7 protein-coding genes are annotated in these 6,575 nt (G+C 67.8%); all 7 read left to right on the top strand.

Annotated features, from left to right (window positions below; all coding sequences use genetic code 11):
• A partial coding sequence (gene glp, locus JMF82_RS16970) for a gephyrin-like molybdotransferase Glp (protein ID WP_201315731.1) occupies nucleotides 1-1,263 on the top strand: 1,263 nt, incomplete at its 5' end.
• On the top strand, nucleotides 1,260-1,604 hold the full coding sequence (locus JMF82_RS16965; RefSeq protein ID WP_201315730.1) for a hypothetical protein: 345 nt from the start codon (nucleotides 1,260-1,262) through the stop codon (nucleotides 1,602-1,604). The genes glp and JMF82_RS16965, both read left to right, overlap by 4 nt.
• Nucleotides 1,605-1,662: 58 nt before the next feature.
• Complete coding sequence (gene modA / locus JMF82_RS16960) at nucleotides 1,663-2,436, top strand: molybdate ABC transporter substrate-binding protein (protein WP_201315729.1); 774 nt, start codon at nucleotides 1,663-1,665, stop codon at nucleotides 2,434-2,436.
• A gap of 9 nt (nucleotides 2,437-2,445) precedes the next feature.
• Nucleotides 2,446-3,129 carry a molybdate ABC transporter permease subunit gene (gene modB, locus JMF82_RS16955; protein ID WP_201315728.1) on the top strand — a complete coding sequence of 228 codons (684 nt, stop codon included), beginning with the start codon at nucleotides 2,446-2,448 and terminating at the stop codon, nucleotides 3,127-3,129.
• On the top strand, nucleotides 3,122-4,210 hold the full coding sequence (modC, locus tag JMF82_RS16950) for a molybdenum ABC transporter ATP-binding protein (protein ID WP_201315727.1): 1,089 nt from the start codon (nucleotides 3,122-3,124) through the stop codon (nucleotides 4,208-4,210). The genes modB and modC overlap by 8 nt, the downstream gene beginning before the upstream one ends.
• 88 nt (nucleotides 4,211-4,298) lie before the next feature.
• Nucleotides 4,299-5,501 (top strand): molybdopterin molybdotransferase MoeA, encoded by a 1,203-nt coding sequence (locus JMF82_RS16945; RefSeq protein ID WP_201315726.1) that lies wholly within the window; start codon nucleotides 4,299-4,301, stop codon nucleotides 5,499-5,501.
• Nucleotide 5,502: 1 nt separating this feature from the next.
• Nucleotides 5,503-6,552 (top strand): GTP 3',8-cyclase MoaA, encoded by a 1,050-nt coding sequence (gene moaA / locus JMF82_RS16940; protein WP_201315725.1) that lies wholly within the window; start codon nucleotides 5,503-5,505, stop codon nucleotides 6,550-6,552.
• Nucleotides 6,553-6,575 lie beyond the last annotated feature (23 nt).

Here is a 6,575-nt window from a genome sequence, read left to right as displayed (position 1 = left end):
AGTTACGCCCAGGCACTGGAACGGCTTTGCGCACACGTCCGGCCTCTGGCTGGCGAGGCCTGCCCGCTGGCGGCGGCGTCGGGTCGGGTGCTTGCCCAGGACGTGGCCAGCCCGATGGATCTGCCTTCGTTCGATCACGCCGCGATGGATGGTTACGCCCTTTCCTCCCGCGGGGCACTGGACGCGGGTGCCGAACACGATGTGGGTGGCTCACAGGCGGCCGGTGACGTGGCGGCCAGGGCGTATCAACCTGCCTGGGAAATCATGACCGGCGCCCAGTTGCCCGACGGTCTGGATACCGTGGTGCCGGTGGAGCGCACGCAACTGCTTGGCCAGGGCCATGACGGCCTGCCCGCGCGCATCCGCCTGCTGGAAGCCGTGGAGCCCGGCGCCAATGTTCGACTGGCCGGCAGCGATGTCGCGAAAGGCTCGCGGATCCTGGCGGCCGGCGTGCGTATCGAACCGGCCCACGTCATGCTGCTGGCCGCCTTGGGTATCCGTCGTGTCGAGGCCGTGCGCGCGCCGCGCGTGGCCATCATCTGCACGGGCAAGGAGCTTCAGGCCGATCCGCAGCGACCACTGGCCGCTGGGCAGATCCACAATTCCAACGGCCCCTATCTGGGCGCTGCCCTGTCGGGCATGGGCGTGCAGGTATTGTCCTGCGAAACGGTGGACGACACGGCGGACAACTATGCCCGCGCCGTGCGGCAGGCACGCGAGTCGGGCGCCGACCTCATCGTCAGCACGGGCGCCGTGTCGATGGGACGCTACGATTTCGTGCCGGAGACCTTGCGCCGACTGGGTGCCGAGGTGCTGTTCCACAAGGTCGCCATGCGTCCCGGCAAACCCTTGCTGGCGGCACGCATGGATGACGGCGTGCTGGTGCTGGCGCTTCCCGGTACGCCGATGGCGGTTGCGGTGGGTTTCAGGTTCTTCATTGTTCCCGTATTGCGCACCATGCAAGGGCTTGGCAGTGAGCCGCCGTTGCAGGCACGCCTGGACACGGCGCAGCAACCGAAGGCGGGTCTGCGTCATTTCCTGCGCGCACGGGTGGCGCAGGATGCGGAAGGATGCCTGCGTGCCGTCGTGCCGGCTGCGCAGCAACCTTTCCGCATCCGGCCCTTCGCGGAGGCGGACGCCTGGGTGGTCCTCCCCGAGACCGCGGGGGATTGTCCTGTCGGCACGATGGTCCAGGTCGTCGGCATGAACCCCGGGTCGGGTTTCACCTTGATGCCCACGCGCGCTCCAGGAGCCACTACATGAAGCTGCAGATCGAAGGACAAAGCCTGCGCGTGCGCATCGGCGAGGCCGAACTGGCGCAATTGCTGGCGGGCGGCACCGTTGAATCGCGCACCCGCTTTGCGCAGGCGTTCGCCATGGCATGCGCGCTGCGCCTGGGCGATGACGATGACGCACGCTTGTCCGGTCGCGCGGACGCGTGGCTGGTCGAATTGCCCGGCGCGGCCGTGCGCGAACACGCGGCGCGGCTGCCCACCCGCGAAGGCTTGACCTTCAACCTTGCCACGGGTCACCACGATGACACGCTGCAACTGTTGTTCGACGTGGACGTGCGCGACAGCGTGAGGCGGCGCCACCCATCCTGATGTTTTTTTCTTACGACCAGGGACGCTCCATGGCCTCGCACGCGACGAGATGCAACGAATGAAACGCCACCTTGCTTCCTGCCTGCTCCTGTTCGCGGCGCTGCTGTTGCCGTGGCCCACGATGGCCGCGGAACAACCGCACATCACCATCGCCGCGGCGGCCGATCTGCACGATGCCATGGGCAAGCTGGTCGAGGCCTATCGCCACGATCACCCGGACGCCAGGCTTGACGTGGTCTTTGGCGCGTCAGGCATGTTGCTGACGCAGATCGAGCAGGGCGCGCCGTTCGAGTTGTTCTTCTCCGCCGACAGCAACTATCCGCAGCAACTGGTGGAACATGGCAAGGCCGGCGGCACGCCCGTCCCCTATGCGTTGGGCCATCTCGTGATGTGGAGCGCCAGCATCGACATGCACGGCGTGCAGGTCGCCGATCTCGCGCAGCCCCGCTTCGGCCGTATCGCGATCGCCAATCCGCAGCATGCACCCTACGGCAAGCGTGCCGAGCAGGCTCTGCGTGCGGCGGGTATCTGGGACCAGGTGCAATCCCGGCTCGTGTTCGGCGAGAACATTGCGCAGACCGTCCAGTTCGCGCAGAGCGGCAACGCGCAGGTGGGCCTGGTCGCCGAGTCGCTGGTGCTGGCGTCGCCCGGCAAGGGCAGCTACGCGCCGGTGCCCACGACCCTGCACGAGCCTTTGCGTCAGAGCTTCGTGCTGACCAGGCGCGGCGCCGGCAACGCACTGGCCGAGGATTTCGCGCGATACGTCCAGCAGGCGCCGGCACGAGCCATCCTCGCTCGATACGGTTTCGCCCTGCCTGGTGCGGAGCACTGATCCGCCGCCATGAGCTTGCTTTCCGGCCAGGACCTGCAGGCACTCGGGCTGACGCTCCGGTTGGCCGGCGTCGTCACCGCGTTGCTCCTGCTGCTGGGCATGCCGCTGGCATGGTGGCTGGCACATACCCCATCGCGTTGGCGGCGGCCGGTTGCGGCCGTGGTGGCCCTGCCATTGGTGCTGCCGCCGACGGTGTTGGGCTTCTACCTGTTGATGCTGTGGGGGCCCGGCGGCCTGGTGGGACGCACGCTCGCGGCGCTCGGGCTGTCGGCGCTTCCTTTCACTTTCCAGGGCCTGGTGGTGGCGTCGATGCTCTATTCGCTGCCCTTTGTCGTGCAGCCGCTGCACAACGCCTTCGAATCGATCGGCGACCGGCCGCTGGAGGTCGCATCCTGCCTCGGGGCCGGGCCGCTGGATCGTTTCTTCACGGTGGCGCTGCCGCTGGCGTGGCCCGGCGTCGTGACTTCGGCGGTGCTGGGTTTTGCGCATACCGTGGGTGAGTTCGGCGTGGTGCTGATGATCGGCGGCAACATACCCGGGCAGACACGCGTGTTGTCCATGCGCATCTACGACCATGTGCAGGCGGGCGAATACCACCAGGCCAACGTGCTGTCCCTGTGCCTGCTGGTCATCTCGTTTGCCGCGCTGCTGGCCATGTCGCTGCTTCGCCCCCGCAGGTACGCGCGTGACTGAGCCGGCACATGGGCTGGACGCAAAACTCGCCCTGCGCCGCGGCGCCTTGGTGCTGGACGTCGACATGGCCCTGCCTGCGCGCGGCATCACGGCGTTGTTCGGGCCTTCCGGAGCCGGCAAGTCCACCTGCCTGCGCGCGATCGCCGGCCTGGAACGGGACAGCGCAGGCCGGGTCTCGTTCGGGCATGAGGTCTGGCAGGACTCGGCGCATCGGGTCTTCGTACCGCCGCACAAGCGCAGGCTGGGTTATGTCTTCCAGGAACCCAGCCTGTTCCCCCACCAATCGGTGGTCGACAACCTGGACTACGGGTTTCGGCGCGCGGGGCGTCCGGCCCACCTGGATCGCGAGGGCATGATCGACCGCTTCGGCTTGCGCGCGTTGCTCGATCGCCGGGTAGGCACGCTGTCCGGCGGGGAGCGCCAGCGCGTTTCCATGGTGCGCGCGCTGTTGTCCGATCCTGCCTTGCTGCTGTTCGACGAGCCGCTGTCCGCGCTTGACGCCAGCGCGCGCGCCGACCTGCTGGGGTGCCTGGAGCGGCTGCATGGCGCGCTTCGGGCCCCGATGATCTACGTGAGCCACAACATCGACGAAGTGGCACGCCTCGCGGACCACATCGTGCTGCTGGACGGCGGCCACGTGGTCGCGCAGGGCAGCCTGCAGGACACGCTTACCCGCGTGGATCTTCCGCCCGCGCTGGGCGAAGCGCTGGGCTCGGTCATCGAAGGCACCGTGTCCGCCGTCGACACGCACGACCAGCTCGTCGAGCTGGCATTTCCCGGGGGTACGCTTTCGCTGCCGCATCACGACGAAAAGCCGGGGCAATCGATGCGCTGCCGCATCGCGGCGCGCGACGTGGTCCTGGCCCGGGAGCGGCAGGCATCCACCAGCGCGTTGAACCAGGTGGCCTGCCGCGTCGTCGGCATGGCGGATGCCGGCGCCTCTTCGCAATGCCTCGTGCAGCTCGATGCCTCGGGCACGGCCCTGCTCGCGCGCATCACGCGCCGTTCATGGCATGCCTTGGCCTTGGCGCCGGGGGACGAGGTCTGGGCGCAGGTCAAGGCGGTGGCATTGGGCGCATGACGGAAATCGCCGCATTGATTGTGCATCGCAGGTGCCCCCACCATAATCGTTGCCAGCACCTTGCTTGGGTCGCCACCGTGCCATGTCCATGACCGAGTTGATCAGCGTCGCGCAGGCCGAGTCGCTCATTGCCGAACACATGCCGTCGTTTGGCCGCGAGCGGGTGCCGCTGCATCGCTCGGCCGGTCGCATTCTCCGACAGCCGGTGCACGCGGAGCACGATCATCCGCCGTTCGACCGCGTGATGATGGATGGCATCGCCATCCGCTGGCAGCAAGCCCCGCAGCGTGATTTCGCCCTCGCTGGCGTGCAGTTGGCCGGCATGGCGATGCAGGCGCTGGCCGCCAGTGATACCTGCATCGAGGTGACCACCGGCGCGATGCTGCCGGCGGGCTGCGATTGCGTGATCCCGGTCGAACAGACACGGCGGGAGGGAGACATCTACCGGCTGGTCGACGGTTATCAGCCGGCGCGCGGGCAGTTCATCCATTCGCGGGGTTCTGATTGCGTCGCTGGCGAACTGTTGCTGGAAGCAGGCACGCGTATCGGTGCGCCGGAAATCGCGCTGCTCGCCGCCAACGGGTTTGCGGAGGTCGACGTCGCGGCCGTGCCGTCGATCGCCATCGTCTCCACCGGCGATGAATTGATCGACGTCGGGTCGCCGCTGGGCGAAGGGCAGATCCGCCGATCCAACGACATCGCGGTGGCTACGGCGCTGCGGCTGCACGGGTTCGAACACATCGTGATCGAACACGTCGTCGACGACGAGGAAGCCACGCGCAACGCCCTCGCGAGCCTGCTCGCCTCGCATGACGTCCTGATCCTGTCGGGCGGCGTGTCGATGGGGCAGCGTGATTACGTGCCGGCGGCGCTGGCGTCGCTCGACGTCCGTCGCGTGTTCCATCGCATTGCGCAGAAACCCGGCAAGCCCATGTGGTTTGGCATCGGGCCGCGGCGGCAGTGCGTCTTCGCCTTGCCGGGCAACCCCGTGTCGGCGCTGGTTTGCGCGGTGCGCTACGTGCGCCCCGCGCTGCTCGCGGCGATGGGCATGGCGGCGCTGCCGGTGGAGACGGTTTGTCTCGATGCGTCGATGGACACCCATGCCACGTTCACGAGTTTCGTTCCCGCACACGTGCATACCGATGCGCAGGGACTGACCATGGCCCATCCGGTGCCGTCGCGTACGTCCGGCGATTTTTCCTCGTTGCCGCGCACGCACGGCGTGCTGCAGCTTGCCCCCGGCCAGGGCCCTCTGCCGGCCGGCGCAGTCGCGGCGTTCTATCGGTGGTGACATGAGCGTGCTGCATCCCCAGTCCGACGATACGGGTGCATGGCCCCTGGACCAGCACGGCCGGCCGATGCACGACCTGCGCATCTCGGTGATGGATCGCTGCAATTTCCGTTGCCCGTATTGCATGCCCGAGTCGACCTACGGCGAGCACTTCACCTTCCTGCGCAACGACGAGCGGCTGAGTTTCGATGAGATCGAGCGCCTGTGCCGGTTGGCCGCGACACTGGGCGTGAGCAAGCTGCGCTTGACGGGAGGCGAGCCTCTGCTGCGCCCGCAGCTTGCCGACCTGGTGATGAGGCTGCGCCGCCTGGATGGCATCACCGACCTGGCGATGACGACCAACGGCGTCTTGCTGGCGCGCCAGGCAAACGAGTTGCGCGAGGCGGGGCTGGACCGCATCACGGTAAGCCTGGACACGCTCGATCCCGCGCTGTTCCACCGCATGAGCGGTGGCCGCGGCGCGCTGGACGACGTGATGGCCGGCATCGAGGCGGCGCGTGCGGTCGGTTTTCCCCATGGCGTGAAGCTCAATACGGTGGTGCAGCGAGGCGTCAACGAACACACGGTGACCGAACTGGTCGAGCGCTTCCGTGGCACCGGCATCGTCGTTCGCTTCATCGAGTACATGGACGTGGGCAACCACAATGCCTGGCGCGCCGACGACGTGGTGCCCTCGCAGGAGCTGATCGAGCGGATCCACGCCAGGTGGCCGTTGCAGGCCGTGCCGCCCAAGTATCCCGGCGAGGTCGCCACGCGCTACCGCTTCGTGGACGGGGCAGGGGAGATCGGCATGATCTCTTCCATCAGCCAGCCCTTCTGCGGCGGCTGCACGCGCGCCCGGCTGTCGTCGGAGGGGCGCCTGTACACCTGCCTGTTCGCCACCCGCGGCACCGACCTGCGCAGCCTGATGCGCGAGGGCGCCAGCGACGAGGCGATCACCGAATGCCTGCGTGAGGTCTGGTTGCGCCGCAGCGACCGTTACAGCGAGGAACGCGCCGAGCGCCATGGCCGGCGCAAGCACAAGATCGAGATGCACTACATCGGCGGCTAGCCGGCGTAGACGGTTTCTTAATG

Origin of the sequence: Dyella sp. EPa41 (genome assembly GCF_016586165.1) — a bacterium.
In the GTDB taxonomy this organism is placed as follows: Bacteria; Pseudomonadota; Gammaproteobacteria; order Xanthomonadales; family Rhodanobacteraceae; genus Dyella.
This window is presented reverse-complemented; position numbering and strand designations above follow the sequence as displayed.

Excerpts from the sequence above, each read along its gene's own strand:
- moaA (WP_201315725.1), top strand. The coding sequence starts at position 5,503 with ATGAGCGTGCTGCATCCCCAGTCCGACGATACGGGTGCATGGCCCCTG.
- modA (WP_201315729.1), top strand. The coding sequence starts at position 1,663 with ATGAAACGCCACCTTGCTTCCTGCCTGCTCCTGTTCGCGGCGCTGCTG.
- JMF82_RS16945 (WP_201315726.1), top strand. The coding sequence starts at position 4,299 with ATGACCGAGTTGATCAGCGTCGCGCAGGCCGAGTCGCTCATTGCCGAA.
- modB (WP_201315728.1), top strand. The coding sequence starts at position 2,446 with ATGAGCTTGCTTTCCGGCCAGGACCTGCAGGCACTCGGGCTGACGCTC.
- JMF82_RS16965 (WP_201315730.1), top strand. The coding sequence starts at position 1,260 with ATGAAGCTGCAGATCGAAGGACAAAGCCTGCGCGTGCGCATCGGCGAG.